This window comes from Candidatus Binatia bacterium (assembly GCA_036493895.1).
Taxonomy (GTDB): domain Bacteria; phylum Desulfobacterota; class Binatia; order UBA1149; family CAITLU01; genus DATNBU01.
Genome location: DASXOZ010000033.1, coordinates 18,655 through 44,117 on the forward strand (window position 1 = coordinate 18,655; position 25,463 = coordinate 44,117).

Annotated in this window: 26 protein-coding genes; 13 read left to right on the forward strand and 13 right to left on the reverse strand. The window is 66.9% G+C overall.

Annotation, left to right across the window (positions count from 1 at the left end):
• Nucleotides 1-91: 91 nt before the first annotated feature.
• The 9 genes from VGK20_08760 to VGK20_08800 all read left to right on the forward strand — a co-directional run bounded on the left by VGK20_08760 (nt 92) and on the right by VGK20_08800 (nt 6,892).
• Nucleotides 92-565: a hypothetical protein gene (locus VGK20_08760; GenBank protein ID HEY2774127.1), complete on the forward strand. Its 474-nt coding sequence runs from the start codon at nt 92-94 to the stop codon at nt 563-565.
• Entirely contained in the window at nt 562-837 is a 276-nt protein-coding gene (locus tag VGK20_08765; protein ID HEY2774128.1) for a hypothetical protein, read from the forward strand. Before VGK20_08760 ends, VGK20_08765 begins: the two co-directional genes overlap by 4 nt.
• Nucleotides 837-1,049: a hypothetical protein gene (locus VGK20_08770; GenBank protein HEY2774129.1), complete on the forward strand. Its 213-nt coding sequence runs from the start codon at nt 837-839 to the stop codon at nt 1,047-1,049. Before VGK20_08765 ends, VGK20_08770 begins: the two co-directional genes overlap by 1 nt.
• Nucleotides 1,050-1,053: 4 nt before the next feature.
• Nucleotides 1,054-1,434 carry a hypothetical protein gene (locus VGK20_08775; GenBank protein HEY2774130.1) on the forward strand — a complete coding sequence of 127 codons (381 nt, stop codon included), beginning with the start codon at nt 1,054-1,056 and terminating at the stop codon, nt 1,432-1,434.
• A gap of 53 nt (nt 1,435-1,487) precedes the next feature.
• On the forward strand, nt 1,488-1,820 hold the full coding sequence (locus VGK20_08780) for a YtxH domain-containing protein (protein HEY2774131.1): 333 nt from the start codon (nt 1,488-1,490) through the stop codon (nt 1,818-1,820).
• 93 nt (nt 1,821-1,913) lie between these two features.
• Complete coding sequence (locus tag VGK20_08785; protein ID HEY2774132.1) at nt 1,914-3,527, forward strand: FAD-dependent oxidoreductase; 1,614 nt, start codon at nt 1,914-1,916, stop codon at nt 3,525-3,527.
• Nucleotides 3,524-4,177 (forward strand): superoxide dismutase, encoded by a 654-nt coding sequence (locus tag VGK20_08790; protein ID HEY2774133.1) that lies wholly within the window; start codon nt 3,524-3,526, stop codon nt 4,175-4,177. The genes VGK20_08785 and VGK20_08790 overlap by 4 nt, the downstream gene beginning before the upstream one ends.
• 441 nt (nt 4,178-4,618) lie before the next feature.
• A complete protein-coding gene (locus tag VGK20_08795) occupies nt 4,619-6,307 on the forward strand; it encodes a hypothetical protein (protein HEY2774134.1) in 1,689 nt (562 codons plus the stop codon).
• 132 nt (nt 6,308-6,439) lie between these two features.
• A complete protein-coding gene (locus VGK20_08800) occupies nt 6,440-6,892 on the forward strand; it encodes a hypothetical protein (protein ID HEY2774135.1) in 453 nt (150 codons plus the stop codon).
• An 18-nt stretch (nt 6,893-6,910) separates the two neighbouring features.
• On the opposite strand, the gene VGK20_08805 is transcribed toward VGK20_08800, so the two are convergent.
• The gene (locus tag VGK20_08805) at nt 6,911-8,440 is read right to left on the reverse strand and encodes a glycosyltransferase family 39 protein (protein HEY2774136.1); all 1,530 of its coding nucleotides are present in this window, start codon (nt 8,438-8,440) and stop codon (nt 6,911-6,913) included.
• Between the two features lie 132 nt (nt 8,441-8,572).
• Here VGK20_08805 and VGK20_08810 point away from each other — a divergent pair, with 132 nt between their 5' ends.
• On the forward strand, nt 8,573-8,935 hold the full coding sequence (locus VGK20_08810; protein ID HEY2774137.1) for a cyclic nucleotide-binding domain-containing protein: 363 nt from the start codon (nt 8,573-8,575) through the stop codon (nt 8,933-8,935).
• A gap of 100 nt (nt 8,936-9,035) precedes the next feature.
• On the opposite strand, the gene VGK20_08815 is transcribed toward VGK20_08810, so the two are convergent.
• Both VGK20_08815 and bioB read right to left on the reverse strand, forming a co-directional pair.
• Complete coding sequence (locus VGK20_08815) at nt 9,036-9,848, reverse strand: phytanoyl-CoA dioxygenase family protein (GenBank protein ID HEY2774138.1); 813 nt, start codon at nt 9,846-9,848, stop codon at nt 9,036-9,038.
• A gap of 40 nt (nt 9,849-9,888) precedes the next feature.
• Nucleotides 9,889-10,878: a biotin synthase BioB gene (gene bioB / locus VGK20_08820; GenBank protein HEY2774139.1), complete on the reverse strand. Its 990-nt coding sequence runs from the start codon at nt 10,876-10,878 to the stop codon at nt 9,889-9,891.
• Between the two features lie 228 nt (nt 10,879-11,106).
• Between bioB and cysK the strand changes: the two genes are divergently transcribed.
• Nucleotides 11,107-12,048, forward strand: coding sequence for a cysteine synthase A (gene cysK, locus VGK20_08825; GenBank protein HEY2774140.1), 942 nt, complete (start codon nt 11,107-11,109; stop codon nt 12,046-12,048).
• A gap of 21 nt (nt 12,049-12,069) precedes the next feature.
• Here cysK and VGK20_08830 read toward each other — a convergent pair whose 3' ends face one another.
• The 10 genes from VGK20_08830 to VGK20_08875 form a co-directional block, all read right to left on the reverse strand.
• Nucleotides 12,070-12,693: a YceI family protein gene (locus VGK20_08830; protein ID HEY2774141.1), complete on the reverse strand. Its 624-nt coding sequence runs from the start codon at nt 12,691-12,693 to the stop codon at nt 12,070-12,072.
• A complete protein-coding gene (locus VGK20_08835) occupies nt 12,690-13,931 on the reverse strand; it encodes a metallophosphoesterase (GenBank protein ID HEY2774142.1) in 1,242 nt (413 codons plus the stop codon). The genes VGK20_08830 and VGK20_08835 overlap by 4 nt, the downstream gene beginning before the upstream one ends.
• A 5-nt stretch (nt 13,932-13,936) precedes the next feature.
• Nucleotides 13,937-14,686 carry a coenzyme F420-0:L-glutamate ligase gene (gene cofE / locus VGK20_08840; protein HEY2774143.1) on the reverse strand — a complete coding sequence of 250 codons (750 nt, stop codon included), beginning with the start codon at nt 14,684-14,686 and terminating at the stop codon, nt 13,937-13,939.
• The gene (gene cofD, locus VGK20_08845; protein ID HEY2774144.1) at nt 14,683-15,750 is read right to left on the reverse strand and encodes a 2-phospho-L-lactate transferase; all 1,068 of its coding nucleotides are present in this window, start codon (nt 15,748-15,750) and stop codon (nt 14,683-14,685) included. The genes cofE and cofD overlap by 4 nt, the downstream gene beginning before the upstream one ends.
• A gap of 49 nt (nt 15,751-15,799) precedes the next feature.
• Nucleotides 15,800-17,077 carry a 5-amino-6-(D-ribitylamino)uracil--L-tyrosine 4-hydroxyphenyl transferase CofH gene (gene cofH / locus VGK20_08850; GenBank protein ID HEY2774145.1) on the reverse strand — a complete coding sequence of 426 codons (1,278 nt, stop codon included), beginning with the start codon at nt 17,075-17,077 and terminating at the stop codon, nt 15,800-15,802.
• Nucleotides 17,074-18,273 carry a 7,8-didemethyl-8-hydroxy-5-deazariboflavin synthase CofG gene (gene cofG, locus VGK20_08855; GenBank protein ID HEY2774146.1) on the reverse strand — a complete coding sequence of 400 codons (1,200 nt, stop codon included), beginning with the start codon at nt 18,271-18,273 and terminating at the stop codon, nt 17,074-17,076. The genes cofH and cofG overlap by 4 nt, the downstream gene beginning before the upstream one ends.
• Before the next feature lie 138 nt (nt 18,274-18,411).
• Nucleotides 18,412-19,815, reverse strand: coding sequence for a sigma-54 dependent transcriptional regulator (locus tag VGK20_08860; GenBank protein HEY2774147.1), 1,404 nt, complete (start codon nt 19,813-19,815; stop codon nt 18,412-18,414).
• On the reverse strand, nt 19,763-21,643 hold the full coding sequence (locus tag VGK20_08865; protein HEY2774148.1) for a hypothetical protein: 1,881 nt from the start codon (nt 21,641-21,643) through the stop codon (nt 19,763-19,765). Before VGK20_08865 ends, VGK20_08860 begins: the two co-directional genes overlap by 53 nt.
• Nucleotides 21,643-22,965: an ATP-binding protein gene (locus tag VGK20_08870; protein ID HEY2774149.1), complete on the reverse strand. Its 1,323-nt coding sequence runs from the start codon at nt 22,963-22,965 to the stop codon at nt 21,643-21,645. The genes VGK20_08865 and VGK20_08870 overlap by 1 nt, the downstream gene beginning before the upstream one ends.
• 289 nt (nt 22,966-23,254) lie before the next feature.
• On the reverse strand, nt 23,255-23,575 hold the full coding sequence (locus tag VGK20_08875) for a hypothetical protein (GenBank protein ID HEY2774150.1): 321 nt from the start codon (nt 23,573-23,575) through the stop codon (nt 23,255-23,257).
• A gap of 105 nt (nt 23,576-23,680) precedes the next feature.
• On the opposite strand from VGK20_08875, the gene lipB reads away from it, so the two are divergent.
• Together lipB and meaB are read left to right on the forward strand one after the other, a co-directional pair.
• Entirely contained in the window at nt 23,681-24,430 is a 750-nt protein-coding gene (gene lipB / locus VGK20_08880) for a lipoyl(octanoyl) transferase LipB (protein ID HEY2774151.1), read from the forward strand.
• 22 nt (nt 24,431-24,452) lie between these two features.
• The gene (gene meaB / locus VGK20_08885; protein HEY2774152.1) at nt 24,453-25,457 is read left to right on the forward strand and encodes a methylmalonyl Co-A mutase-associated GTPase MeaB; all 1,005 of its coding nucleotides are present in this window, start codon (nt 24,453-24,455) and stop codon (nt 25,455-25,457) included.
• The last annotated feature ends 6 nt before the right edge of the window (nt 25,458-25,463 follow it).

Here is a 25,463-nt window from a genome sequence, read left to right on the forward strand (position 1 = left end):
GAGTGGCCGCCCGGAACCGCGGATCCCGCAAGGAGAACCGGTTCCGAGGCGAGCCCCTCGCGGCCTTCGTGGAAGGAAACAGGGGCAGCGGATGATGAAGGTGCAAAACATTCCGTCGCGGCGCGAAAGGCAATCTTCCCCGATGCCGCCGCCCGCCGATCCTGCCGGGGCCGCTGCGGCGCCGTCGGTGCCTGCAGCGCTCGAAAAACTTGCTTCGGCAACTCACAGGGTCATCGCCAAGCGGATCGACTTGGTGATGCTCGAGAACGAAGAGCTGATCTCCCAGCTTCTCATCAAGGCGTCGTTCCTCGCATTCGGCGTGGTCGCCGGGCTCGCGGCCTGGTTCACTGCGCTGCGCGCAGTCGTGCCGTACATGCTTCCGGGACGGGACTACCGGCTGCAGCTCCTGCTGTTCGCAGCGGTAAACCTCGTGCTCGCCTTGATCGTCATTCCAATCGTCGTGACGCGTCCTCGCCGCAAACTCGCCAGCGAGCACGAAGGAAATGTCACGCACCAACCAGTCTCCGGCGACAACGCCGCTTTCACCGCGAGGGACACGCGATGACCGAGGACCGGTCGCAGGTTTCGCACAGGCAGGTCTCGCACAGGCAGGTCTCGCACAGGGAGGATGAGCTTCTGCAGAGCATCGAGCAGGACGAGGAGACCCTGCGCGAGGCCGTGCACGAACTCGCGCAGGCCACCGAGCAGAAGCTCGACGTGACCCGTTACATCGGTGACGCGCCGATCCAGTGGCTGGCCGGCGCTTTCTGCCTCGGATTCTGGCTCGGCTTCGATCGCAGCGAGTCGGCGTTCCAGGCGCATCGCAGGAGAGGATGATGATCGGCGAAGAAGACTACTCGAGCAACGGCGAGGATCGACCCCTGCAACATCTTACATCGAGCGTCCGCAACGACGTGGCAGCCGTGCGCACGACGGCCACCGGCCTGGAGCAGCAGATCGAGGCTTTCGTGCGGGAGCGCCCGCTGGTGGCGGTGTTCGGCGCGCTCGGGCTCGGCTTCATCGTCGCACGCCTCGTGTCGAGGAGGTGACGAGATGACAGCAGAAACCGGAGTTCCCAACGGAATGAATGTCGGACCGCGAGGCAATCCTTCGACTTCCTCGCGCGCGACTTCGCGCACGTCGCTTCCCCAGTCCCTGACCGAAGCAGGCCGCCAGCTTCGCGGTGACGTCGAGAGCCTGGCGTCGCACGCGTCGTCGGCGCGCAGCGAGGTGGTCGATTTCATTTGCGACTACGCACGCGAACGCCCGATCGCCACCGTCGCGACGGCCGCGGGCGTTGGCTACCTGCTAGGCGGCGGACTCGGCTCCAGCATTACCCGCCTCGCGTTAGGGATCGGCTCGCGCCTGGCGGTGGCCGTGGTCGCACGCGAACTCGGTGCTTTGCCCTCGACGGCGCCGGCAGGGTCAAGATGATGATGCAGAACATCCAGGAAAATGCCGCGCGAGCACTGCGCGCAGGAGGCCCCATGACCCTCGACAACATCCTCCAGTCTCTTCCGACTCGTGAAGACATCGCCAAGGCCGTCGGCATGGAAACCCGCAATCCGACTGCCGATGTGTTTTCTACGCTCGGGATCTTCGGCACCGGCGTGCTGATCGGCGCAGCACTGGCGCTGCTGTTCGCGCCGAAGCCTGGCAGCGAGATGCGCCGCGACCTGAGCGATGGAATGCAGCAGTTCGGCCGCCAGGCGCGAAACGCGGCCGACTCCGCGTCGGAAAGCATGGGCAGCGAATCGTCGCGACCGAGCGCGGAATCCCAGTCACGCTCGGCGTACATGTCGTCCGGCCGCAACGTCTAAGCAGCGTTCGTGCGGAATTGCCTGGGATTGCGCGCGCATCCACGCGCGCAATCCCAGGCTTTTCAGCGCATCGCAAATCCCAGGAGTCTTTCGATGACGGAACATCCGGGACAGAGCACCTCCATCTGGATGTCCAGCGCGACTCCCGGGTTCGGGCGCCTTGGCGGCGACGTCTCGGCTGACGTCTGCATCGTCGGAGCCGGCGTTGCGGGACTGACGACGGCGCTGCTGCTCGCGTACGAAGGAAGATCGGTGGTCGTACTCAACGACGGCCCGATCGGCGGCGGGCAGACCTGCCGCACCACAGCCCATCTGTCGACTGCGATCGATGCGCGCTACCACGAGATCGAGCGGCTGCACGGCCGCGATGGCGCGCGCCTGGTGGCCGATAGCCATGGCGCCGCGATCGACTGCATCGAGCGGATCGTCGAGCGCGAAAGCATCGACTGCGGTTTCGAGCGCGTCGACGGTTATCTGTTCGCCAATGCCGGACGCGACGTGGACGAGCTGGACTACGAGCTCGACGCGGTCCGCCGCGCCGGCCTCACGGCGGTGGATCGCCTCGAGCGTGCACCGTTCGAGCAGCTCCACGTCGGCCCCTGCCTGCGCTTCCCGCGCCAGGCCCAGTTCCACCCGATGCAGTACCTGGCCGCTGTGGCTACGGCACTGCAGAGCTTCGGCGGGCGCATCTTCTGCGGAAGCCGCGCCCGCGAAATCAGCGGTGGGCGGCCTGCTCGTGTTCATACGGAGAATGGCGACGTCCTGGCGACCGACTCCGTCGTCGTCGCGACCAACACGCCGATCAACGATCGCGTGGCCATCCACACGAAGCAGGCCGCCTACCGCACCTACGCGATCTCGATGAAGGTCGAGCCTGGTTCCGCACCGCACGCGTTGTTCTGGGATACGGCCGATCCTTACCACTACGTGCGACTTTACACCGGCGCCGACGGCGAAGGCCGCGAGTCCCTGCGTGACACGCTGATCATCGGCGGCGAGGACCACAAGACCGGGCAGAGCGACGATGCCGCCGACCGCTACCTGCGTCTGGAAGACTGGGCGCGCGGCCGTTTTCCGGTGGTGGGGCGTCCCATCGACTCGTGGTCCGGCCAGGTGCTGGAGACCATCGACGGAATCGCGTTCATCGGTCACAACCCGCTGGACAGCGAGAACGTCTACGTCGCGACCGGCGATTGCGGCATGGGCATGACTCACGGAACGATCGCCGGCCTGCTTCTTACCGACCTCATCATGCAGCGCGAGAACGAGTGGGCGCGCCTCTACGACCCGTCGCGCAAATCGCTCAAGGCCGTCGTGCGCTACGCAGCGGAGAATACCAACACCGCCTGGCAGTACACGGACTGGCTGACGCCTGGGGCCACGACGCGCGTCGGCGAGCTCAGGCCCGGCTGCGGCGCGATTCTTCGCCGAGGCCTTTCCAAGGTCGCGGTTTATCGCGACGAAGAGAGCAACGTGCACGTGTTGTCGGCTGTCTGTCCGCATCTCGGCGGCGTCGTGCACTGGAATTCGGCCGAGCATACCTGGGACTGCCCATGCCACGGCTCGCGCTTCGATGCGCTCGGCCGCGTGATCGAAGGGCCAGCCAACTCGGACCTGCAACCGGCAGAGACGGAACCGGAGGCCGAAATCGAGGCGCCGGGCGCCGGCCCTTCTGCCCACCAACCGCACCACGGGAGTCCGCGATGAAAAAGTACACATTGCCCCAGCTTGCTTACGACTATTCGGCGCTGGAGCCGCACTACTCCGCAAAGCAGCTCGAGCTGCACCACGACAAGCATCACGCCGCCTACGTCGAAGGCGCGAACGCGGTGCTCGAGAAGCTCGAAGCGGCGCGCGAGAAAAAAGATTTCAGCGCGATCAACCAGCTTCAGAAGAACCTTGCGTTCCATCTTTCCGGCCACGTGCTGCACTCGCTGCTGTGGAACAACATGTGCCCGAAAGGCGGCGGTGACCCCGACGGCGAGCTGAACGCCGCCGTGCGCGAGTACTTCGGCAGCGTCGACGCGATGCGCGCGCAGATGACCGAGGCGGCCATCGCGGTGCAGGGCTCGGGTTGGGCGACGCTGGCGTGGGAACCGGTCGGAAAGATGCTCGTCGTCGAGCAGATCTACGACCATCAGGGCAACATCGGCAACGGCACCGTGCCGCTGCTCGTGCTCGACATGTGGGAGCACGCCTACTACCTGCAGTACCAGAACGGGAAAAAGAGCTGGGTCTCGGCGTTCTGGAAGCTCGTCAACTGGCAGGACGTCGCGTCGCGGTTCTCGCACGTGCGTGAGCTGGACCTCGACCTCGCGCCCGGCCGGCGCCAGATGCAGGCCCGGCGCTCGGCCTGACTGCCCGCCGGCGTTCGAGCGTTGGAATCGGCGCCTGAGGCCCGACTCGTCCTGAATTATTGATAAGTCACAGGGGCCCGGATCCCCGCTTGTCGCGAATTCGGCAAACTGAAACGCCTCGCGCCGGCGCGCCGGTCGCGCCGGGCCCTGAGGCGGACTCGCCGCACCCCCGCAACGACTTGCGATTTCGCGGGCTTGGCGGACGACCGCTTCGATGGCGACGATCGTCGCGCCGGTGAAAATCCCGTGTAGAAAAGGGCACGGAGAGTCGAGGCGGCGGAGCCCTGGTTCGCACTGTGTCGAAGAACACGGCGCCCGCGCCATTTCGCTTTACAGACGCACGCTTAGAGGGTACGAAACCAATGTGGACGGGTGCCTAGGGACGGACGTCCATCGAACCCGGTAATTCCACCGGGGTCGCCACAGGGGAGAGTCAGGAAAATGAGGAATACCACGGTCACTGCGGCGGCGTTCGCGACGTTGCTGTTCGCAGCGACGGGAGCACGGGCGCAGGTCTCGACGAACATCTGTGGCGATGTCGACGGCAGCGGCGCCGTCGTCGCATCCGATGCGCTGAAACTCCTGCGTTTTGCGGTCGGGCAGAACGTTCAGATCGCATGTCCGGCAGCAATCGGCAGCGGCGGGGGCCTCTGCTGGGATGTCAACGGCAACGCGATCTGCGATGCCGCCGAAGACGTCAATAGCGACGGCAGCTGCGATGTTCTCGACTGCCAGGGGCCGGCGGGCCCCACCGGACCGCAAGGGCCGGCTGGTGCGGCCGGAACTCAGGGTACGGCAGGCGTCCAAGGCGACGCAGGCCCGAAGGGAGACAAGGGCGATTCCGGCGACATCGGACCGTCAGGTCCGGCCGGATCTGCGGGTGCGCAAGGTGTTGCTGGTCCCACCGGAGCAGCAGGAGCAGCAGGAGCACCCGGCTCGCAAGGTGCGCCGGGTTCCCAAGGCGCCAAAGGTGATACGGGAACCGCGGGATCCGTGGGACCGATTGGTCCCACCGGGCCTGCTGGCACTCCCGGTGAAGCAGGTCACGACGGAATTCCCGGACCTCCGGGATCGACGGGCCCTCCGGGGCAGAACGGCGGTCCCGGCCCCACCGGTCCGACCGGCTTCGAAGGACCTCCGGGACACGACGGCATTCCGGGACCTCCGGGCGCCACGGGTCCGCCAGGCTTGCAAGGCAAGGATGGAGTCCCCGGACCTCCGGGATCGACGGGACCTCCGGGACTGCAGGGTAATCCGGGCAAAGACGGAGTTGCCGGACCTCCGGGCTCGACGGGCCCTCCGGGACAGACCGGCGCGACCGGAGTTCCAGGATCGCCCGGCAAAGATGGAATTCCCGGACCTCCGGGATCGACAGGCCCTCCGGGGCAGGTCGGCCCGTCTGGTGCGCTCGGACCCCCGGGCCAGGACGGAATTCCCGGACCTCCGGGATCGACGGGACCCCCGGGTCAGAACGGCAAGGACGGCGCCGCCGGACCGCCGGGATCGACAGGCCCTCCGGGATTGACCGGATCCACCGGCCCTGCCGGCAAGGACGGCGTCCAAGGACCTCCGGGATCAACCGGACCTCCGGGACAGACCGGCGCCGCCGGCCCTGCCGGAGCTCCTGGACAGGACGGCGTCCAGGGACCTCCAGGATCGACAGGCCCTCCGGGACAGGTTGGCGCGACCGGCCCGCAGGGAAATGCCGGCACCCAGGGTGCGCAGGGAACGGCAGGCCAGGACGGCCAGTCGCCCGGATGGACGCAGAACTTCGCGACCGCAAACATCAGCTCGGTGACGACCGACGTGCTCTCGCAGCACGTCACCGGCGTCACTAACTACCTGATCGATGCCAAGGTGAACGCGCCTTTCGGGAACAATGCGAAGCAGGTCACCTGCACCTTGACGGCGGTCGAAAACGGCGTCGCCACGGTGATCGACTCTTCGGATACGCTGCTGATCGGCAGCTCGACGACGACGGCCAAGGGCGTGCTCTCGCTGAACGGTCGCTACGTTCCGACGGGTGGGTCGGCGGTCGGAATCGACCTGATCATGGGCTGCGCGACCGCAGGTGACACTCGCATCCTGACCAAGGGTGCGATGAACATCTACGGCGCAAAAGCGATGTAAGAACACGCAGGCCCGCCAGCCTGCAAGTGCACGGGGGGTGTCCGGTTTTTCGGGCGCCCCCCGTTTTTTTGCGCCGCGTTGCCGCGCGTGGCAACGAGCCGGCAAAGAATCGCGACCGCCTGGAGAGAACCGATGAATGGATACCTGTGCGCGGGCGGCGGCTTTCTCGTCGCCGTGATCTGGATGGACCTGATGTTCGATGTGCTCGCTCTCGGTCGCGGCAGCAGCGGCGAAGTCTCCCAAGACTCGCTCGCGAAGATCGAGACGTACTATCGACGAGTGACCACCGACGCCGCTCCGATGAACCTGCTCATCAGCGCGGTGATGACTTCGATCGTCGGGGTCCTGGCCGTCGAGCTGTTCGGCGGCAGTGGGCGCAGCATCGCCGCAGGATCGCTGTTGCTGTGCGGAGTGCCGATCGGCCTTGCGCTTGGCCGGGTGTTCCCGAACGCCGTGCGCCTCGGCGCCGCGGCCGATCCGCCGGCGGTGCGAGCGAGCCTGGCGCGCTCGATCGCGATCGATCACCTGGTCTGTTTGTCGGCGATGTTCGCGTTCGTCGCGCTGAGGATGTTCAAGGCTCCGTGAAACTGCGTTGGCGGGTCGTCAGATCCGCGACGATCTCAGCCAGATCAGGCGGTCGGAGTCGAGCCCGCTCTGCTCCGGCGAAATCTCGGTGAAGTTCTTCTTCAGCCACGGCAGGATGCCGGCCAGCGTCAGCAGGCGTCCTTTCCTGTGAATCACGACCATGTGCACGCCCGCACTCTGGACCACGACGTCGCGCAGGGTGAGGGAACCGGAGACGATGCGCGCTTCCGAAGTGTCGCAAAGACCCGGCGGCGTCTGTCTTCCCGCAAGATAAATGAGGATCGGATCGTCGGTCAGGATCTCGTCTTCGGGGCGAGTGTGATCGCGCACCCAGGCAGCGGTCGTCTCGACCCGGCTTGCCGCCGCGTGATTGCGCGGGTCGTGCAGCAGCGGAAACATCGCTTCTCCCTTGCCGACGTTGTTCGAGAGCATGGCAACCCATGCTCCGATCATGACCAGCGCGGCGAGCAGCCGGCCGCCTCGCAGGGATGCCGGTATGACGAGCGCGGGCAACAGGCTCGCCGCCAGCGCCGCAGGCGGAGCGATCAGCACGAAATGGCGCCAGAAAAGCGGCGTCTGCTCCGCCAGGAATGCCAGCGACGCTGCAAGCCATGCAAAGATCCACGCTGCAACGAGGGGTCGTCGCCACGCGCCCACGAGCAGCGCCGCCGCGCCCGCAGCGCTGATGGCGCCGTCTCCGAGCGCCACGCCCCACGCACGTTCCATGTTCGCGAGCGAGTGCAGGTGGTAGGCCTCGTGCTTGGCGAAATGAAAAAGGACCGCCTGGTCGATGAGCGCGCCGCGGTCGAACGCCAACAGCGGAATGCAGACGACCACGATCGCTCCTGCCCCGATCCAGGCGATCCGCAACGCGGACGCGCGCAGCAGCGCGATGCCGCGGCCGTCCACGCGCCACCGGTTTTCGTCGTCATCTGCTGCAGCGAGGAATGCCACGAGCACCAGCGGCACGACCAGCGGAATCGCAAGCAGCTTGAACATCAACGCGACGCCGTAAAGCACCCCGGCCGCCAGCAGCAGTCGCCGATTCCAATCGCGACGCCTCGCGCTGAGCACCACGTCGATCGACAACAGCGCGAATGCCAGCGACGGAGTCTCGGCCTGCACGATATGGCCGAGGTCCACGAAGGTGAACGAGAGCGCCAGCGCGCAGGCCGCGACCGGACCGGCCGCGGCGCCGCCGATGCGTCGACCGATGTCGGCAATGGCGGCCAGCGCGGCCACCGCGAACGTGATGCTCAACACACGTGCGTTCCACAGCGAATCCCCGGCCATTCGCATCGCCTGGGCGAGGGTCTCCAGAAAGGCCGGCGGCTGGGACGAGAACACCTGGGTGAACAGCGCGTGGCCGGTGAGCAGCGCGCGGGCCGACAGGAGGTAGACGCCCTCGTCGTATTCCCGCTCGGTCGGGAAGGCGGCGATCGAAAGGCGCGATGCGGCAAAAAGGACGAGGACTGCGGCCGTGCACACCGGCGCCCAGGCCGTCCAGTCCCGGGCGTAGGGCAGGGGAGTCTTTTGCGTGCTCGTCATTACCGCTGCCGCTGGGCTTGCCTCGAGCCGGGCTTGTCATTGGCTTCAGGCGCCCCCAAGATGCCAGTTTTCGGCGCGCTCACCAGTGATGACAGGTGCGCGACGGGGGACGGAAGGAAAGGCATGCCACCGGTGTTGCTCAGGCTCGACAAGCTGTTTTCGGACTCCAAGGTCATCGACCATTTCGAGGCCGGTGACGTGGTGTTCGCCGAGGGCAGCAGCGGCAATTACATGTACGTCGTCGTCGAAGGGACGATCGACATTTTCATCGGGGACCGTCTCATCGACATCTCCGGGCCGGGCGACCTCGTCGGCGAGATGTCGCTGATCGACTCGAACCAGCGAAGCGCGTCAGCGGTGGCCCGCACGGAGGCGCGCCTGGCGCGGGTCGACGAGAACGAGTTCCTGAACATGGTCGTCGAGACGCCGTTCTTCGCGCTGCACGTGATGCGCGTCCTCGTCGCCCGCATGCGCCGCAGCAGCTCGCGCACATAGAAGCCGCTATTCCGATATGTAATGGGGTCAGGCACCAGAAGAATGGGGTCAGGCACTATTCCCCTGGTGCCTGACCCCATTACATATACGCATCCCGGGCCTAGCTTTCCCAGACCATCCCCGCGACGCGTTTTTCGCCGAAGAGGAACTGGGCCGGCGCCTTCTTGTCGATGTGGCCGATCAGGCCGCTGTAGATGCCGAAGCCGCAAAGCTCCTGCAGCCTCGGCTCGAACCCGCGCACCAGCTCCGGCGGGATGCCGAGCTGCTGGTTCTCCTGCTGGCGCATGTAGCCGGCGCAGTAGTTCATCGCGATGCCGGTGCGGCGCTTGCCGCTGCGGTTGGCTCCGCCGCCGTGCCACAGGCTGCCGTGCCAGACGAGCACCGAGCCGCGCGGCATCTCGGCCGCGATCGAGTCGTAATGCTTCCCGAACATCGGCGAGTGGTCCTTGTGGTGAGTGCCGGGAATGATGCGCGTCGCGCCGTTTTCCTCGGTGAAATCGGTGATCGCCCACATCGTGTTGCAGACGACCGCCACGTGCGGTTTCGCGAACGGAATGAGCTGGTCGTCGGCGTGGATCGGCTGCGCGCTCTCGCCCGGGTCGATCGCAATCGACGACAACGAGGAGACGAGGCAACCGGGATCGAGCACGCTCTCGACGATGGGCAGCACGGCCGCATGGGCAGGGATTTTTTCGAAGATCCGTTCGCGGGCCAGCAGGTTGTAGATCCGCACCGTGTTTGCGCCTTCGAACGGATTTCCCGCCGGGACTGCGCCGAGCTCCTTTTCCAGGCGCGCGAGCGACTCGGCGATCGCGTCGACGAGGTCTGCCTCGATGGCGTTCTCGAGGATGGTGTAGCCCTTTTCGGAAATTTCCGCCGCGTGCTCGGCGACGGATCTGGAAGCGGTAGACATCGCGCGAATGCTCCTCGGAGTCGGCCTGACGTGTGCTGCGTCAGGCCGCCTGCTCGCGATCCTTCAGGTGGGCGGGAACCAGCGGCGTGATGCCGAGTTCCCCGAACAGTCCGCGGTCGTGCTCGCAGTCGGGGTTGCCGGTGGTCAGAAGCTTTTCCCCGAAGAAGATCGAGTTGGCGCCCGCGAGGAAACACAAGGCCTGGGCTTCGTCGCTGAGCTCGCTGCGACCGGCCGACAGCCGCACGATCGATGCCGGCATCAGGATGCGCGCCGTCGCGATCATCCGCACCAGCTCGAACGCGGCAACCGGCTCGCGCTGCCCGAGAGGAGTGCCGGCAACGGCCGTCAGCGCGTTGACTGGAACGCTCTCGGGATGCGCTGGCAAATTGGCCAGCTCGACGAGCATCGCGCAGCGATCGTCGACGGTCTCGCCCATGCCGATGATGCCGCCGCTGCAGACGGTGATGCCCGCGTCGCGCACGTGCTGCAGCGTCTCGAGCCTGTCGTCGTAGGTGCGCGTCGTGATGATGTTGCCGTAGAACTCGCGCGACGTGTCGAGGTTGTGGTTGTAGGCAACCAGGCCCGCGTCCTTCAATCGCAGCGCCTGCCCGGCCGTCAGCATTCCGAGCGTCACGCAGGCTTCCATGCCGAGACCCGTCACGCCGCGCACCATCTCGCAGACGCTGTCGAACTGGGCGCCGTCGCGCACTTCGCGCCACGCGGCGCCCATGCAGAATCGCGACGCGCCCGCATCGCGCGCCGTCCTGGCGGCGTCGAGCACGGCGGCCACATCCATCAACGGCTCCTTGTCGACGCCGGTGGAGTAGTGGGCGCTCTGCGGGCAGTAGGAGCAGTCCTCGGGGCAGCCGCCGGTCTTGATCGACAGCAGGGAGCAGAGCTGAACCTGCGCGGCAGCATGGTGCTCGCGGTGCAGGCCCTGGGCCCGGTACAGCAGGTCGGACAGCGGCAGGTCGTGGATCGCGCGCGCCTCGGCGCAGGTCCAGTCGTGACGAAGGGCGGAGCTGTGCATCGCGCTCCTGTAGCGGGGCGGGGGCGGGGGTGCAAGGAAGCCCGACGGAGGTGCGGCGGCGTGACTCTGGGCACGAGGTCGCGTCTCGAGTCCGGCGCCGGTATTGGACGCGCCTCGGATGGGGCTGCGTTCCATCATGCTGCGGGCCAGCGACCGGCAGGGGCGGTCCGCCCGCGATCAGGCGTGATCGCCGCTCACGGCCTGCCGAAAGGAAAAGGGAGAATCGCGATGATCTACGACAGCATTCTTGCAACGATCGGGCGCACGCCGGTGGTCCGGCTCAATCGTATCGCTCCGGACCACGTCACCGTCTACGCCAAGTGCGAGTTCTTCAACCCGCTCGGCTCGGTCAAGGACCGCCTCGCGATCGGGATCATCGAAGACGCCGAGCGACGCGGCACGCTCACGCCCGGCCAGACAGTGGTCGAGGCAACCTCGGGAAATACCGGTATCGCGCTGGCGATGGTTTGTGCGGCCAAGGGGTATCCGTTCGTGGCCGTGATGGTCGAGACGTTTTCGATCGAGCGACGAAAAATCATGCGCGCGCTCGGTGCAAAGGTGATCCTCACGCCGGCCGCCGGGCGCGGCAAGGGAATGGTCGCCAAGGCAGAGGAGCTTGCTGCAAAACACGGCTGGTTCCTCGCGCGTCAGTTCGAGAACCCTGCCAACCCGGCCTACCACCGCAGCACGACGGGCCCCGAGATCGTCAGCGACTTCGTCGGCCGCCGTCTCGACTACTGGGTTACGGGATGGGGAACGGGAGGAACGCTGACCGGCGCCGGCGAAGTGATCCGCCTGGCGAGGCCGGACGTGAAAATCATTGCGGCCGAGCCGGCCAACGCACCGCTTCTTTCAGGAGGAGAGTTCAAGCCCCACGCTATCCAGGGTTGGACGCCGGATTTCGTGCCCGCCGTGCTCGACCGCGGCATTCCGGACGAAGTGCTGCCCGTCGCAGATGCCGATGCCGTGCAGTGGGCGCGCCGCCTGTCGCGCGAAGAAGGAATTTTTTGCGGGATTTCGGGCGGCGCGACGGTCGCCGCCGCGATGCAGGTCGCGGCGCGCGCCGAAGCGGGCTCGGTGCTGCTCGCGATGATTCCCGACACCGCCGAGCGCTATCTTTCGACGCCGCTGTTCGCGGGCATCGAAGAGGGCTCCGACCCCGAACCGTGATCGGGGCCGGGGCCGCGTAGATTACTGCACCGGCTTCGGGATCTGCGCCTCGACGTTGATCTCGATCGAGACGTCGTCGCCGACCAGAAGCCCGCCGTTGTCCATCGTCTTGTTCCAGACGATGCCGAAGTCCTTGCGGTTGAGCGACGCCGTCGCCGTGCCCGCCGCCTTCAGGTTCTTCATCGGGTCGGTGGCCATCCCGAGCCACTGCACGTCGAGCACGATGGGCTTGGTGACGTCGCGCATCGTCAGCATGCCTTCGAGCTTGGCCTTGGTGTGGTCGGCGTTGACGTCGGTCAGCTTGTTGCCGGTGAACTTGATCGTCGGGAACCTGGCGGCGTCGAAGAAGTCGGGCGAGCGCAGGTGGTCGTCGCGCTTGGTCTCGTCGGTGTCGATGCTGGCCGTGTCGATCGTCGCGTCCACCTGCACGGAATCGCGCTTGTCGGGATCGATCTTGATCGTACCCTTGAACGACTTGAACTTGCCCGGCACCGTCGACAGCAGGTGGCGGATCTTGAACGTCACGCTCGAGTGGGCGTGGTCGATCTCGAAGGTCTGGACCTCGGCGCGCGCAGTTCCGCAGAAGCTGAAGGCGAGGGTGGCCGCCAGCGCAAGGCTGGCCGGGGCGAAGAAAAAACGGTTCATGAGCGTGCTCCTTCGTTGCCGGGCTGGGCTCTTCGTAAAGTAATCAGCGTGATCTCGCGGGGAGAGAATAACCGAACCGGCTGTCCGGTCACCCCGAGTCCGAGGTTGACGTGCAGCACCGAGCCGTTGACGCGGTAGGTGCCGCGCGGGAAGTCGCTGATGAAGCGGGCCAGCGACGAAGGCCGGCGCAGCGGCCACGGCACCGCGATCTGGCCGCCGTGGGTGTGGCCGGAAAGCGTCAGCGAAATGCCGAAGCTGATGGCCTGGTGGAAAAGCTCGGGCCGGTGGGACAGCAGGATGCGCGTCTCACCGTCGGGAATCGCTTCGATCAGCGCGGGAAGGGCGCGGTGCTCGCGCACGCCTCGCGTCCAGTCCACGCCGGCGTCGTCGACGCCGAGGATGTGAAGACGCGAGTGTTCGCGCTCGAGCGCCACGCTTTCGTCGCGCAGCACCCGGATCGACGTCAGCTCGCACAGGGCCGCGGTCACAGCGTCCGCGCCGGTATAGAAATCGTGATTGCCGAGGATCGCGATCACGCCGTCGGGAGCGGCAAGGCGACCGAGAACGGGAAACGTCCGCGGCGCATGGTCGAGCCCGTCGGTGATGTCGCCGGTGATGCAGATGAGATCGGCGCCGAGCGAATTGACGTGTTCGATGTGGGCCGCCAGGCGTTCTTCGTCCATGAAGCCGCCGAGGTGGATGTCGCTGATCTGCGCGATGCGAAACCCGTCGAAAGCCGAGGGCAGCTCGTGCACCGGGACTTCGACTTCCAGAACGCGCACGGCGCGCTGCCCGGGCCCGTACCCCCAGGCGAGCAGCGCAGAAACGACGAGAAGCGCCACCGATCCGGTTACCTGCGCCGGCCAGAGTACGTCCGCCGGTGAAAGCGACGCGCCCATGTGGGAGACGACTGCGAACACGACAGCGACGGCGGCCCACAGCACCGCGTTCACGAGCAGCGCGATCATCCCGAAAAGGCACGTGAAGACGACGCCGACGTAAGCTCGCACGAACGGAGTGCGCCGCGTCGCCGCAGGTCCGGGCCGGGAGCCGAGCACGCGGCGGTTGAGCAGGTGCAGCCCGACCGGCCCCAGGAGGTGGGCGAACCACGGAATGGGAACGGCGAGCATCACGCCTGCCACCCATGCAAGGCAGATCCACTCGGCAAGAGCCGCCGTGAAGATCACCAGCCGGAAGAAGGATCGCCAGAATGCGCGCTTGAAGCGGACAAGTGCCATCGGGTTCAGCGGAACAGGTCCTGGGCCCGGGGTCGTATCAGCGCCCCGGCATCGTCTTCGCCGGCCACGTAATCGAATCCCCGGACGAGTACCGCAGGAATTCCGCCTGCCTTGGCCATAACCAGTCCTGCGGCCGCCGCAACCTGGTCGGCAACCGCGATGATCGTATGCTCGAGGGTGCGTCCCGACCAGTCGGTTCTTCCGATGTGGTCGTCGAGCACCTTGAGTCCCGCCGTTCCGATCGCGAAATCGATCTGCCCGAGACGCCACGGCCTGCCGAACGTATCGGTGATGACGACGGCGACATCGAAGCCGAAACGCGCGGCGAGGCGGCTGCGAAGACCCGCCGCCGAGACATCCGAATCCAGAGGCAGCAGCGTCGCTTCGTCGTTCGACGCCTGGTTGGAGCGATCGACACCGGAGTTGGCAGCGACGAATCCCTTGGCGGTCGCAGTGATCAGGTGCCCGTCGTTCATGCGGAGCACTTCGGTGGCCTCGCGCAGCGCGAGCTCGATCAGCGCCGGGTCTTTCTCGTACTTCTTCGCGTACGCCTTGGCCTTGTCGCGAGGCTCGACGCTGTCCATGCGCACGATGCGGCCTTCGGACTTGGAGACGACTTTCTGGCAGACGACGACGATGTCGCGCCAGGCCAGGCCGCCCGCACGCACAGCAGCATCGCCGATGAGCGCCGCAAGGTCGTCGCCGGGGAGGATCGCCGGCATTCCTTCGAGCCCGATGACCGAAACGGTTTTCATCTCGCAGTGCCCCGGGCTTGCAAGGGCCTTGCCGCCCCTCGTGCAGCCCTGCGTCGCTGCGGAGTTGCACGAAGCGTCGCGGTCTTGGTACGCCCGCGCCGCGCTGGCGGGGAATCGGACTGCTGCGACAGCGGACCGACGAGAAAGCGCGCGAGTTTTTCCGCGCGACGTGGATCGACGATCAGGATGTCGTGTTCGACGAGCGCGATGCCGCTCGCAGCCTCGCCCGCATCTTTGCCCGCACCCTTGATGGAGCGGTCGCCCGGCGCGACGACGAGCGTGGCCGCAAACGGCCGCAACAGCGCAGCGATGCTTTCGATCCCGGCCCGTTTTCCCATCGATTTGAGCATCGCGGCAAGCGGTCCTTTGACGGCTCGTCCGGCGATCAGCGGACTGACGGCAACGACGCGATCTCTTGCCGCGGCAACCGCGCGGCGGATCCCCGGCACGGCCAGCACCGGCCCGAGGCTGACGAAAGGATTGCTCGGCGCGAGGATGACGCGGTCCGCGCGACGTATCGCGTCGATGACGCCGGGCGCAGGACGGGCCGTGCGCGCACCGCGGTAACGCACTGCGCGCACGTTCGGCTTTGCGCGTTGCCGCACCAGGTAGTCCTGGAACGCAAGGCTGCCATCGTCGGTGACGACGATGGTGCGGACGCGGTCGTCGCTCATCGGCAGCACGCGAACGTCGACCGAGCGGGCGCGCGCCAGCTCGGCTGTAACCTGGGAAAGCGAAGCCCCTTCGCGAAGCCTGCGGGTGCGCTGGATGTGGGTGGCAAGGTCGCGGTCGCCGAGCGCGAACCAGCCTGGGCCGGCCAGCCGATCCAGCTCGTCGCGGGTGCGGAACGTGTCGCCGTCGATTCCCCAGCCGCGCTCGAGCGGCGCCAGCCCTGCAAGGGTGTACACGATGGTGTCGATGTCGGGTGAGACGGCCAGGCCGTAGAATTCTTCGTCGTCGCCGGTGTTGACGACGACGGTCAGGTCGGCGGCCGGAACCAGGCGAACGAGTCCCCGCAACAGGCGAGCAGCCCCGACTCCCCCGGCCAGCAACGTGATTTTCACGATTTTCCGTGCCGGGCCGCGCCGACCGGGAGCGAGGCCGAAGCGGGATTCAGGGTGTTGCCGCTGCGGCAGCGGCCGCAGGGCGGCGCATCACGTGGGAGAAGACATCTGCGGCCGTGACGTTTCGCGCAGCCGCGAGCGCCTCTTCGTCGTCGACGTCGCCGTAGACGGTGTTGCGCTGGCGCGGAACGCGCCCCATGCGCCGGATCATCGCCTCGAGTTCCTCGACCGACGTGAATTCGCCCGCATCGGCTCCGGCCTCGCGCGAGATGCTCTCCTCCATCAGCGTTCCGCCGAGATCGTTGCAGCCGGCTGCCAGCGACAGCGTGGCCAGCTCGTGGCCGAGCTTGACCCAGCTCGTCTGCAGGTTGTCGATGAGGCCGCGAAGCATCAGGCGGCTGGTCGCGTAGACCGCAAGATCGAGTTGTCCCTGCGGGATCGGCGCGACGAGGCCTTCTTCGAAGAGCCGGGTTTCCTGCCAGATGAAACGCAGCGGCACGAATTCGGTGAAGCCGCCGGTTTCCGCCTGGATGGAACGCAGCAGGTCGACGTGCCGCGCAAGGTGCATCGGCGTCTCGAGGTGACCGTACATGATCGTCGATGTGGTCGGCACGCCGAGCTCGTGGGCGGTGCGGATGATCTCGACCCAGCTGGCGACGTCGAGCTTCTTGTGGCTGAGAATCTCGCGCACGTCGTCGTCGAGGATCTCGGCCGCGGTGCCGGGGATCGTGTTGAGGCCGCAGGCCACGAGCTCGCGGATGTAGCTGCGGTAGTCCATTCCCGCGCGCCGCGATCCGTAGAAGATCTCCATCGGCGAATACGCGTGGATGTGCAGCGAAGGGAACGCTTCGCGGATCGAGCGCAGCAGCTTGAAATAGCCGTCGTGCGGCATTTCCGGATTGATGCCGCCCTGCATGCACACTTCGGTGGCGCCGCGGCGCACGCCGTCGCGGATGCGCTCGATGACGCTCTCGACGGGGTCGTCGTAAGCGAGCGGGCTCGATTTCAAGTGAGCGAACGCGCAGAACTTGCAGCCGACGAAGCAGATGTTGGTCCAGTTGACGTTGCGGTTGACGACGTAGGTGACGACGTCGCCGACGTCGTCGCGGCGGATGCGATCGGCAGTGGCAACAAGGGCGGCAAGATCGTTGCCGCGACGCGTGAACAGGTGGACGCCTTCATCGACGCTCGGCCGTGTGCCGGCAAGCGCACGCTCGAGGATCCCTGCCGTGTACGGGTCGACGCCTGCGATTCGCGCTTCGAGCGGACGGTCGTCGTCGAGCAGGAACTCGACGCGGTCCGCGTTCGCTTCGGTCTGGTAGCTCATTGGAGAAGCTCTCCGGGTGCAGGCATCGATGCGGCGGGGCGGGCGGTGATGCCGCGCTCCGACTGCACGCGCGCTGCGGCATCGATCATCGCCGGCTCCATCCAGTGCTCGTCCATCCACGCGTCGTAGACGGGCAGGCGCGGCTCCAGCGTAAAGCCGGACTCGCGGCAAAGCGACGAAAGCTTGGTGACCGCCGGCCACGCGGCCTCGGGATTGACGTAGTCGCGAGTGAGCGGCGAGATTCCGCCCCAGTCGTTGATGCCGGCGCGGATCAGGCGGTGGAGGTTGTCGGGACTGAGGTTCGGCGGAGCCTGCAGGTTCATCTCGGCGCCGAGCACGATGCGCGCGAGCGCAACGGTCCGCACCATTTCCGAATCCGTCATCTCGGGAGCGCCGGCCATCGCCGTGCATTCCTTGGCGCGGAAGTTCTGCACGATCACTTCCTGGATGTGACCGTAGCGCTCGTGCAGGCGGCGCAGCGCGAGAAGGCTCGAAATGCGCTCGGCTTCGTTCTCGCCGATGCCGACGAGGATTCCCGACGTGAAGGGAATCGCCAGCTCGCCGGCTTCGCGGATCATGCGAAGACGCTTTTCCGGATCCTTGTCGGGCGCGTGGTGATGCGGCATGCCGCGGTCGCGAAGGCGCGGGCTGACGTTCTCGAGCATCAGGCCCATGCTGACGTTGAAGGGACGCAGCATCTGCATCTCGGCCTTGGTGAGCAGGCCGGCGTTCGTGTGCGGCAACAGCCCTTCGCAAAGCGAGACCCTGCAAGCGAGGGCGACGTACTCGGCCGTCGATCGGACCCCGTGGGAGGCAAGAAATTCGAGGAAGCCGCGAAAGGCGATTTCGGGCTTGTCGCCGAGGCACATCAGCGCCTCGATGCAGCCGAGCTCGTGTCCGCGCCGCGACCAGTCGCCGATCTCGTCGGGCGACATCGTCCATTCACCGGCGTCTCCGGGATCGCGACGGAACGTGCAGTAGCTGCAGCGATCACGACAGAGGTTGGTGACGGGTAGAAAGACCTTCGGCGAATAAGTGAGCGTGTTGCCGTGCGCGCTGTCGCGCATCGACGAGGCGACGTCGCAGAGCGTGTGGGTGTCGGAAGCCGGAAGCTGGAGCAGCGCGAATGCGTCGTCGTCGGAGAGCGGCTCGTGCCGCGCAGCTTTTTCCAGGGCTATGTCGGCCGGATTCGCCATCGAAACTTCGCTGCTCCCTCGAGGCGCGCTGCCTCGTCAGGTTGCCGACGCGTCCACGGTCGGGCGGCGCGATCGAGCCGAAAACCGCGGCCGCAGCGCGGGTTTAGGCAGCGGCCCAAGTGATGTCAACGGGCCATGTCAACGGGCCATGTCCGGACAGTCGATCCCGAGCTTGTCCATGCGGTACTTGAGGATCCTGCGCGTGGTTCCGAGCAGGTCGGCCGCGCGAGTCTGGTTGAAGTATGTCTGCTCGAGAGCCTCACCGATGATGTCGCGCTCGAACTCGTCGACCGCGTCCGACAGCGACTTGCTCCCGCTGAGCACGGCCGAGCGGGGGTCGCCGTTGCCGGCCGCCGCCGTCGAGTTGGCCTCGAAATCGTCGGCAAGCTGGTCCGCTCCGATCACCGCCGTGTTGCCGCTCAGCACCAGCAGGCGCTCGAGCACGTTTTCGAGCTCGCGAACGTTGCCCGGCCAGCGGTGCGCCAGCAGCCTGTCGACGAGCGCGGGTGCCAGTTCTTTGGGCGGCAGGCCGAGCTCGGTGCTCTTGCGTGTCAGCAGGTGGCGGATCAGGTGGGGAAGATCACCCTGGCGTGCCCGCAGCGGGGGAAGCTCCACCGAGACGACGTTGAGCCGGTAGAAGAGGTCCTTGCGGAAGCGTCCTTCGGCGATCGCCTCGGACAGGTTGCGGTTGGTGGCAGCCACCACGCGGACGTCCACGTGCTGGGGCCTTGCGGCACCGACTCTCTGGATTTCCCCCTCTTCGAGAACCCGCAGCAGTTTTGCCTGCAGCCCCGCGCTCATCTCGCCGATCTCGTCGAGGAAGATGGTACCGCCATCGGCGGTCTCGAAGCGGCCGACTTTCTTGTCGATGGCGTCGGTGAACGAGCCCTTCTCGTGGCCGAACAGCTCGCTTTCGAGAAGCTGGTCGGGAATCGCGGCGCAGTTGAGGGTTACCAGCGGCTTGGCGGCGCGCGGGCTCTGGTAGTGAATCGAGCGCGCGACCAGTTCCTTGCCCGTTCCGGACTCGCCGGTGACGAGCACGGTGGAGCGCGTGGCCGCCACCGCGGAGATGGTCTTGAACACCGCCTGCATCTGCGGCGACTCGCCGACGATGTTCTCGAGACGGTAGCGCTGGCCGACCGCTTCGCGCAGCTCTTCCACTTCGTGTTTCAGTCGCGAGTGCTCGGTGGCCCTCTGAGCCACCAGCCTCAGCTCGTCGATGTCGAACGGCTTGGTGAGATAGTCGAAGGCGCCGAGCTTCATCGCAGTGACGGCGGTCTTGATGGTCTTGGTCGCCGTCAGCATCACGACGGCGACTTTCGTGTCGCGTGCACGGATGCGCTCGAGCGTCTCCAGGCCGTCAATGCCCGGCATCAGCACGTCCAGGCAGACGAGCTCGCAGCGGCCCGCCTGCATCCATTCGAGCGCGGCCTCTCCGGACTCGACCGCTACCGCGTCGAACGAGTCCTTGAGGACCATGCGGATGGATTCACGAACTCCGGGTTCGTCGTCGACGATCAGTACTACCGGCTTGGTCGCCATCGTTGGGTTCCTCTGTCTCTTGCTTGTCGGTGCGGAACGCGGAGCCGGCCCGCCACTTCAGGCAAAGCTCCGCGTCCTCGATCTGGATCGAAAGGTCGCCTCCGGCCCGCCGCGCAACTTCGCGAGCGAGGGCCAGCCTCCACGGCAGGGCGGCCCCGGAGGTCCAGGTGTCGAGGTGGCTGGCCGCCGCGGCGCCCGCGGCGATACGAATCGTCACGGCACTTCGGTCCGGGCTCGTGTCGATGACGGCCTCGTCGCCGGCACGGCCCAGCCTGCGAGCTTCGGCTGCACGGCAGCAGCACTCGTCAACGATCGCAGCGGCGACGAAGCGCAGCAGCGAGGGGTTGCCGACGCCATGGACCGGCGCGCGGGCGTCGATACGGATTTGCGATTCTTCTACGGTCGCTTCGGCGGCTTCGGTGAAGAGTTCCACGAGGTCTGCGGCCGTTGCAGCCATGTCGGGCGCGAGGTCGGAGTAGCGCTGCAGCAGGTTGAGCTGGTCGTCAACGCGGCGGCACGCTTCGACCGCCAGGGGGCCGAGCGCGCCCGAGATGCGCTCGTCGCCTGCGCTCAGCTCGGTAAACGTCCGTATCGTCGAGAGCGGGTTCCTCAGATCATGGGCGAAGCCGGCCAGAACGGACTCCACCTCGGCGGTCGTCGCCACGGTCGGCGCCGTCTCGGCAGTGGGCGAAATGCCGCCATCGCCCGGTCGAGCCACGCGTGAAGGTGGCTGACCCAGGGGGACGACGATGCCCTTGATGCGCGGCGGCGACGCTGCGACGTCGGGAATCGACGGCGCTTCGGTCTCGCCGGACAATGGAACCGGGCTTGCCGGTGCGGCGAGTTCGGCGAGGAAACGAAGATCGCCCGCATCGAGCACGGCGGCGCCTTCGAGCGCGAGCACGCTGCGCGTGATCACGGCCTCCAGTTCAATGACGTTGCCCGGCCACCCGTAGTCCGCGAGCATCCTGCTCGAAGCATCCGAGATCCTGAGCGACGCGCCGAATGCATCAGCCGCGACGCGAGAGCCGATCGAAGAGGCGAGGGCGCCGACATCGGCGCTGCGCTCGCGAAGCGGCGCGAGGCGCACGGCCAGACGCGACAGCCGATCGAAGAGAGTGGCCGAAAGGCGTCCGCAGGCCACGGTCGAAGCCGGATCGTCCGAAGCCGTGACGATCACGCGACGTCGTCGCGCGGACGCGAGCCAGCGCTCGAACGCGATCTGATCGCGAGCGGGCCGCTCATCGATCGCCGGCACCCACAGCACGCGCTCGTCGTCGGCCAGACGCGCGGTGATGGACTCGAGGAGATCGGGCTCCTGCCAGATCAGGGGCTCGCGCTCGTCCCAAACGCGGCCCAGCGCCGCGGCGACGTCGTCGGTGCCCGTCCCGCGTTCACCGACGATGAAGACCGCACCCCGGAACCTGCCGGCCGAGGCCAGGGCCACGGCGGCAGGCTTGGCGATCCGGGGCGGGGCCAGCCACGAGGCCAGGTCGTCAGCCGCAAGTGTTGCGGCGGCCGACTGACCGGAAAGTTCCAACAAAAGTCGAATTTTCGAACGCAGAACAATGAGATCGCAGGGTTTTTCTACGATCGTGCACTTGCGGTCCTTGAGACGGACCTTGCGCACGGCGGCACGGTCCGCCAGCAGCAGGCAGGGCGTCGAAGCGACGATGCGACCTGCGACCTGCGGATCTTCGGTGACGACCAGCGCGGCATCGGAGCCGATGTCCGCTTCGCAAGCCTCCACGACCTCGTGTCCGTCCGCCGCTGCGCGTACCGCAACCACGGTGCCCGGCGATGCTGCGACGACGGCAATCCGGCTCATCAGGAGAGGGTCTCCGCGAGCACGAGCGACGGAAGCGCATCGTCGTCTTCGATGACGGCGGCGCGGTGTCGCAAGGCGGTCGCCGCATCGAGGCCCGTTGCGACTTCGAGCGCGGGCGCCAGCACCACGCGAAATGCGGTACCGCTTCCGGGAGTGCTCGAAACGTCAATGCTCGCGCCCGCTTCGTCGAGGATTCTTCGAACGAGGGCGAGGCCGAGGCCGGTGCCTTCTTCGCGCGTCGTGAAGAACGGCTCGAAAATGCGCGAGAGCACCGAAGGCTCGATGCCCGGCCCGTCGTCGCGTACTTCGATCACGGTGCGCGACGGGTTCTGGTCGGCAGCGACGTGCACGCGTACGCGGCCGCGCCCGTTGCAGGCCTGGATGCCGTTGACGACGAGGTTGATGACGACCTGCCTCAGCTTGTCCTCGTCGATCGCAGCGCGCGGGACCGACTCGCCCACTTCGACGAGAAGTGCGACGCCGGTGCTGCGGGCATGGCTGCGAAGGAGCTGGCAGGTGCGGTCGACGCATTCGGCCGCATCGACGCTCGCTGCTTCACCGTCGCCGCCGGCCGCGCCTTCGCCCGGCCGCGAGAAGCTGAGGATTTCGCCGACCAGCGTCGTGATGCGATCGATTTCCGCCAGGGTGAGGTCGAGAAAACCGCTGCGGAATTCCTCGTCTGCATGCCGTTCCGGAAGGAGCTGCGTGAAGGTGCGGATCGAGACGAGAGGGTTGCGGATCTCGTGGGCGAGGCCGGCGGCCATGCGGCCTACCGAAGCGAGGCGCTCGGAGCTGACGGCAGCGGCCCTGAGGCCCGCTGCTTCGACGGCCAGCGCCTCGCGCGCGGCCACCTGAACGATGCGCGCGCCGATGCGATCGCAGAACTCGAGGTCGTCGCGGGAGTAGACGGTGCGGCCTGATTTCGGTCCGACGCCGATGACGCCGAGAAGCGCGCCGTCGTCGGCGATCGGGTAGACCAGGTCCAGCGCGGCGGCCGTCATGGCCCGTTCGAGAGACAGAAGTCCGACCTCGGCGGCTTCGCTTCGGCGGATGGTCTGGGGATGCGCCAGGATCGATCGCGGCGCTTTCGAGAGAATCTCGGCCACCGCATCGATATCGGCCGTCAAAGCCGCGTCGCCGCAGTGAAAAATCTTCTTGCCGCTGCGGCAGACGATGGCTGCGTAGCCGGGTCGCAGCGCGAGGCGCACGACGTCGAGGGCGGCACGCGCGAAGTCTTCGGAGGAGGCGGGATTCTTGACCGCGCGGTCGAGCAGATAGGCGCATTCGGCGTGACGCGGCCGCGAGGCCGACGAAACCCTCACGGCAGCCTCCGCAGCGGCCGCCGGCAGAGCCGACACCAGCGTTTTCGGATCGGGAAACCCCGATCGCAGCTACCGCACATCCCCATCCTCCACCGCCCACATCAGGAGCCGAGACGGCCCCGCGGCGATCAGTCCAAGCAGGATACAGTGCCGCTTCCCGGAGGGTCAACTCCGGCCAGGGCGCGAAACGCAGGATCGGTACATATTTGCGCGGATAATTTCGCGGCCGCTGCCGCGATGCCGGAAATCCGCGTCGTGCGGTGGATTTGCGAGCGACGCTCGCGCCGGATCAGTGTTCCGTGCGCCGTGCTGCAAGAGATCGCGAAACGCGAAGCGCGCCGAGCATCGCTAATCCCGCCGCAATGAAGACGAAGCCGCCGGTGCGCACGACCTCGTAGTAGTCGTACTTCATCGCGGCCAGCTCGTAGAGGAGCTGGGCGTCGGTGGCTGGGTCGAGAATGGAGGGCGTGCCCGAGAACGGCAGCCGCGCCGGCTCGCCGCCCGCCGCGACCGCCTCATGCTTGTGGTCACGGTACTCATCCATCTTGATCCACCCGGCCGCGGCATTGGCGATGCCGAGGGCGATCAGCGACACCCCGATGATCGTCACCAGGTTGGAGCGGGGGCGAGCCACGCATCCGGTCTAGCAGCGGGGGAGGGGCGATGGGAGAGGAGGGCGGTTGAGCGAGGACGGCGGCCTTTCTATCGTCCGGCGATGGCCCCGGTGTCGCAGCCAGTCGATCCGTCGTCCGATCGCCTCGACGACATCGCCGTGCAGGTCTGGGGCGTCGTCGAGTACCAAGCAGCGCTCGCCCGCCAGCTCGAGCTGCATGCCCGCCGCGTCGCCGGCCAGATCGGCGACGTGCTGGTCCTCGTCGCGCATCCGCCGACGTTCACGCTCGGCCGCCACGCGCCCGAGGCCGACATCGTGCTGAACCGCGCCGAGCTCGAGCGCCGCGGCATCGTCGTCGCGCGCAGCGACCGCGGCGGCCGCGCCACCTACCACGGACCCGGACAGGTCGTGCTCTATCCAATTGTCTCGATCGCCGATCTCGGCCTCGGCGTGAAGGATTGGGTGTGTCTTCTCGAAGGCGCGGTGCTCGCAACGCTGGCAGGATTCGGTGTCACCGGTCATCGCCGCGCTTCGACGGCCGGCATCTGGACTGCGCCCGAAGGCGGCAGCAAGATCGCATCGCTCGGCCTGCGGATTTCACGAGGGACGAGCTACCACGGCATCGCGATCAACACCGGTTTGGATGCGTCGGTGTTCGATTGTATCGTCACCTGCGGCGTGCGCGGCGAACGTGTGACGACGATCGCGGCAGAGACCGGTCGCGCGGTAGACGACGACGCCGTCGCAAGCATGCTCGTGCGTCACGTCGCGGCAAGCATCCGCCAGGTGCGCGAACGGCGCCCCGGCATCGCGCCTGCCACACGCCGAACGCCGACGAACGAACGATCCTGAGCCGCGCGAGAATCGAGATACCATGACCACGCGACCCCGCCGTGACCCCCACGCGCTTGCCGACGCCATGCTGGCCGGCGACGACCGCGTCTCTCTCGCCCGCCTGATCACTGTCGTCGAAAACCGCATGGCCGACACCGCCGCGGTGATGTCGAAGGTCTATCGCAAGTGCGGCCACGCGTTCACGCTCGGAATCACCGGGCCGCCGGGCGCCGGCAAGTCGACGATCACGAGCGAGCTGATCGGCTACTGCCGCCAGCGCGGCCTTTCGGTCGGCGTCATCGCCATCGACCCGTCCAGCCCGTTCTCGGGCGGCTCGGTGCTCGGCGACCGCATCCGCATGCAGAAGCATTTCCTCGACGAGGGCGTGTTCATCCGCAGCCTCTCCACGAGAGGCAGCCACGGCGGCCTGACGCGCGCCGGCCGAGACATCGTGCGCCTGATGGATGCAGCCGGCAAAGACATCATCATCATCGAGACCGTCGGGGTCGGGCAGACCGAGCTCGACATCATGGAAGTGGCCGATACGGTCGTCGTCGTGCTCGTGCCCGAGGCCGGCGACACGGTGCAGGTGATGAAGGCCGGTCTCCTGGAGATCGCCGACATCTTCGTCGTCAACAAGGCCGACCGCGACGGCGCCGTGCGCATGCGCACGGAGCTCGAGATGATGCTTTCGCTCAAATCGAGCGAGGACCAGAACGAGAACGGCTGGCGGACGCCGGTGCTGATGACGAAGGCATCGCTCGGAGAAGGCGTCGACGAAGTGCTCGAAGCGGCGTTTCGCCACCGCGACTTCCGCCGCGAGCATCCGCAGCGCGACCGCACGGCAAGACGGCTTCGCGCGGAGGTGATGGAGATCTGCGAGGAAGAAGTGATGCGGCGGCTCGTCGCGGCAGCATCGAAGAACGTGGTGCGGGAGGTTCTGTCGCGCGTCTCGGACGGAAAGGAAGATCCGTACAACGCGGCGCTGGAGATTCTCGAGGATCGCGGGGAGTTGGCGACGATACTTTCGACGCGGGTCGAGTAGCGCGGC

Excerpts from the sequence above, each read along its gene's own strand:
- VGK20_08760 (HEY2774127.1), top strand. The coding sequence starts at position 92 with ATGATGAAGGTGCAAAACATTCCGTCGCGGCGCGAAAGGCAATCTTCC.
- VGK20_08765 (HEY2774128.1), top strand. The coding sequence starts at position 562 with ATGACCGAGGACCGGTCGCAGGTTTCGCACAGGCAGGTCTCGCACAGG.
- VGK20_08770 (HEY2774129.1), top strand. The coding sequence starts at position 837 with ATGATCGGCGAAGAAGACTACTCGAGCAACGGCGAGGATCGACCCCTG.
- VGK20_08775 (HEY2774130.1), top strand. The coding sequence starts at position 1,054 with ATGACAGCAGAAACCGGAGTTCCCAACGGAATGAATGTCGGACCGCGA.
- VGK20_08780 (HEY2774131.1), top strand. The coding sequence starts at position 1,488 with ATGACCCTCGACAACATCCTCCAGTCTCTTCCGACTCGTGAAGACATC.
- VGK20_08785 (HEY2774132.1), top strand. The coding sequence starts at position 1,914 with ATGACGGAACATCCGGGACAGAGCACCTCCATCTGGATGTCCAGCGCG.
- VGK20_08790 (HEY2774133.1), top strand. The coding sequence starts at position 3,524 with ATGAAAAAGTACACATTGCCCCAGCTTGCTTACGACTATTCGGCGCTG.
- VGK20_08795 (HEY2774134.1), top strand. The coding sequence starts at position 4,619 with ATGAGGAATACCACGGTCACTGCGGCGGCGTTCGCGACGTTGCTGTTC.
- VGK20_08800 (HEY2774135.1), top strand. The coding sequence starts at position 6,440 with ATGAATGGATACCTGTGCGCGGGCGGCGGCTTTCTCGTCGCCGTGATC.
- VGK20_08805 (HEY2774136.1), bottom strand. The coding sequence starts at position 8,440 with ATGACGAGCACGCAAAAGACTCCCCTGCCCTACGCCCGGGACTGGACG.
- VGK20_08815 (HEY2774138.1), bottom strand. The coding sequence starts at position 9,848 with ATGTCTACCGCTTCCAGATCCGTCGCCGAGCACGCGGCGGAAATTTCC.
- bioB (HEY2774139.1), bottom strand. The coding sequence starts at position 10,878 with ATGCACAGCTCCGCCCTTCGTCACGACTGGACCTGCGCCGAGGCGCGC.
- cysK (HEY2774140.1), top strand. The coding sequence starts at position 11,107 with ATGATCTACGACAGCATTCTTGCAACGATCGGGCGCACGCCGGTGGTC.
- VGK20_08830 (HEY2774141.1), bottom strand. The coding sequence starts at position 12,693 with ATGAACCGTTTTTTCTTCGCCCCGGCCAGCCTTGCGCTGGCGGCCACC.
- VGK20_08835 (HEY2774142.1), bottom strand. The coding sequence starts at position 13,931 with ATGGCACTTGTCCGCTTCAAGCGCGCATTCTGGCGATCCTTCTTCCGG.
- cofE (HEY2774143.1), bottom strand. The coding sequence starts at position 14,686 with ATGAAAACCGTTTCGGTCATCGGGCTCGAAGGAATGCCGGCGATCCTC.
- cofH (HEY2774145.1), bottom strand. The coding sequence starts at position 17,077 with ATGAGCTACCAGACCGAAGCGAACGCGGACCGCGTCGAGTTCCTGCTC.
- cofG (HEY2774146.1), bottom strand. The coding sequence starts at position 18,273 with ATGGCGAATCCGGCCGACATAGCCCTGGAAAAAGCTGCGCGGCACGAG.
- VGK20_08860 (HEY2774147.1), bottom strand. The coding sequence starts at position 19,815 with ATGGCGACCAAGCCGGTAGTACTGATCGTCGACGACGAACCCGGAGTT.
- VGK20_08865 (HEY2774148.1), bottom strand. The coding sequence starts at position 21,643 with ATGAGCCGGATTGCCGTCGTCGCAGCATCGCCGGGCACCGTGGTTGCG.
- lipB (HEY2774151.1), top strand. The coding sequence starts at position 23,681 with ATGGCCCCGGTGTCGCAGCCAGTCGATCCGTCGTCCGATCGCCTCGAC.
- meaB (HEY2774152.1), top strand. The coding sequence starts at position 24,453 with ATGACCACGCGACCCCGCCGTGACCCCCACGCGCTTGCCGACGCCATG.